General features: G+C 71.8%; 4 protein-coding genes. All 4 read right to left on the bottom strand.

Going from position 1 to position 2,327, the window contains the following annotated elements:
• Positions 1-147: 147 nt before the first annotated feature.
• A complete protein-coding gene (locus ACOADB_RS03400; protein ID WP_378596526.1) occupies positions 148-423 on the bottom strand; it encodes a hypothetical protein in 276 nt (91 codons plus the stop codon).
• 43 nt (positions 424-466) lie between these two features.
• Positions 467-1,336 (bottom strand): hypothetical protein, encoded by an 870-nt coding sequence (locus ACOADB_RS03395; RefSeq protein ID WP_378596525.1) that lies wholly within the window; start codon positions 1,334-1,336, stop codon positions 467-469.
• A 95-nt stretch (positions 1,337-1,431) separates the two neighbouring features.
• Positions 1,432-2,085: a GNAT family N-acetyltransferase gene (locus ACOADB_RS03390; protein WP_378596524.1), complete on the bottom strand. Its 654-nt coding sequence runs from the start codon at positions 2,083-2,085 to the stop codon at positions 1,432-1,434.
• 5 nt (positions 2,086-2,090) lie between these two features.
• Positions 2,091-2,327: MogA/MoaB family molybdenum cofactor biosynthesis protein (locus ACOADB_RS03385; RefSeq protein ID WP_378596523.1), on the bottom strand; the 237-nt coding region annotated here is incomplete at its 5' end.

Here is a 2,327-nt window from a genome sequence, read left to right as displayed (position 1 = left end):
GCTGAGGGGATTCGAACCCCTGACCTTCTCATTGCGAACGAGACGCGCTACCAACTGCGCCACAGCCCCAAGCGAGGGGAAACGTTAGCACCCGCGCGACGGGTGTCCGAATCCGGATCTCCCTTCGAGCAGCACCGCTGCGCGACGTCAGGCGGGGGCGTCCTTCCCGCCGGCGTTGGTGCTCTCCGAGTCGACGCCGGCATCGACGTCGGAGCTGGGCCGCGGCTTGGGCGGGTCCGAGAACACCGTCGACTGGCCGCGCGACTCCTCGCCCTCGAACGGTGCGTCGAGCGCCTCTCCGGGGTCGGCGCGCTGGGTGTCGGGAGTGACGGCCGTGGAGGAGTCGGCGTACTTCTTCTCCTGCTCGCGCGCCTGCAGGGCTGCCTGCCGGTCGGCGCCGGTCTCTTCGATCTCGTCGGTCATGCCCGGCGCGGTACCCGTTGGGCCGCGCCGCATCCGCAGCCGGTCAGGAACCGGAGGCGCGGCGCTGCTTGATCTCGGCGTCCGGCTCGGCCTTGGCGCGCTGGGCGTCGGCCTCGCGGGCGAGCTGCGAGTCGGCCTCATTGCGGCCCGAGCTCCACACGCCGGTGGAGTCGAGGTCGATGGTGCGGACGGTCCGTCCGGCGGGCGCCTTGTCGACGTACGTCGGCAGGGGGACCGGGACGGGGGTCCAGGCATCGGGGTCGGCGGCGACGGGCTCCTCGACCAGTGCCGCCGTGACGACCGGGATGTCCTGGGTGTTGTCGCTCTCGTCCTCGATCTCGTCGGCCTCCTCATCCTCGATCACCTCGTCGGCGAGGGTGCGACGGCGCTTGCGGACCGGCGCGGCCGCACGGGCAGCGCGCTCGCGCTTGACCATGAGGCGGCACGCGACCAGCCAGGCGCCCATCAGGACGACGGGGACCAGGATCCACAGGGCGCCGATGACGTTGCCGATCGCCAGGGCGGAGGTGACGACGATGGCGGCCAGCAGGAAGTTGAAGACGCGGCGGCGACGCTCGGCGGCACGGCGGGCAGCCGCCTGGCGGAGCCGGCGCTGGACCTTGCCGAGCTCCTCGGGGCGGGTGCGCGTCGCGGGCGCAGGCGTCGCGGGAGCGTCCTCGGACACGATGTCCTCGGCCGCCTCAGCGGCAACAGACGGCTTGCGTCCGGCAGGCACGAGCTCGGCTTCGGTGGCCGACACCGCGTCACGACGGGCGAGCACTCGCAGCCGGTCGGAGAAGCCCTCGACAGATCGGCTGTCGGCGTCCTCTTCGTGCTGCTTGAGCGCCTTCGGAACGAGGTAGACGGCCCACGCCACCGCCAGTGCGACGAAGATCAGTGCGCTCAGGTCCACAACGAGAGGTTAGGAGCGCTACCTCAAAGTGGGGCGCATGTCGACCGGTGTGTCACAGATTGATTCGTGTGACGTATGTGATTTGACCGAGGCCCTCACGCGTCGGGCTGCTCGCCGAGCCTGATCAGCACGCCCTGCGGCGCCTCCTCGCGGACCACCGCGAAGATCCGGTGGTCGCGCCACTCGCCGTCGATGTGCAGGAACAGCGGTGCGTACCCGATCTCGCGGATCCCGAGCTTCTCCACCACCCGCAGGGAATTCGTGTTCTCCGGGCGGATGCAGATCTCGACCCGGTGCAACCCGGCCACGAAGAAGCAGTGGTCGATCACCATCGCGACCGCGCGCGGGATCACGCCCCTGCCGGCGAAGTCCTGGTCGATCCAGTAGCCCACGGACGCGAACTGCGCCGAGCCGCGCACGATGTTGTTGACGCTGACCTGGCCGGCGAACTTGCCGTCCACCTCCACCACGAAGGGGTACGTCGTCCCCTTCCGCGCCGCGCGGGACAGTCGCTTGGTCAACCCGCGGAACGTCTGCGGGCGGGCATCGGCACCGGGCGGCGCCGTGGCGTCCCAAGGGCCGAGCCACAGGGCGTTGCGGCGGCGGGCGGCGCGCCACGGCCCGGCGTCACTGCGCCGGATCGGGCGAAGGCGCACCACCGGGTCCGAGCCGGAGGTCAGCTCGTTCGGCCACGCCCGCCCGGGCACGGCCACGGTCGTCCGCTCACGGGGTGAACGCTCCCGGCGCACGCCGCTCAATGGTCGCTCCCGACGATCTGTTCCACGGCGTGCACCAGCACGGGCTCGAGGACGGCGAGCGCGTCCTTCACACCGCCGCGCGAACCCGGCAGGTTGACCACGAGCGCCTGCCCGGCGATGCCCGCGAGGCCACGTGACAGCGCTGCCGTCGGCACGCCCTTCGCGACACCCGCGGCGCGGATCGCCTCGGCCAGGCCGGGGACCTCGCGGTCCAGCAGCGGCCGGGTCGCCTC

The organism is Nocardioides sp. CPCC 206348, assembly GCF_048654705.1.
Lineage (GTDB): Bacteria > Actinomycetota > Actinomycetes > Propionibacteriales > Nocardioidaceae > Nocardioides.
Note: the sequence above shows the minus strand (reverse complement) of the source record. Positions and strands in the feature narration are given on the sequence as shown.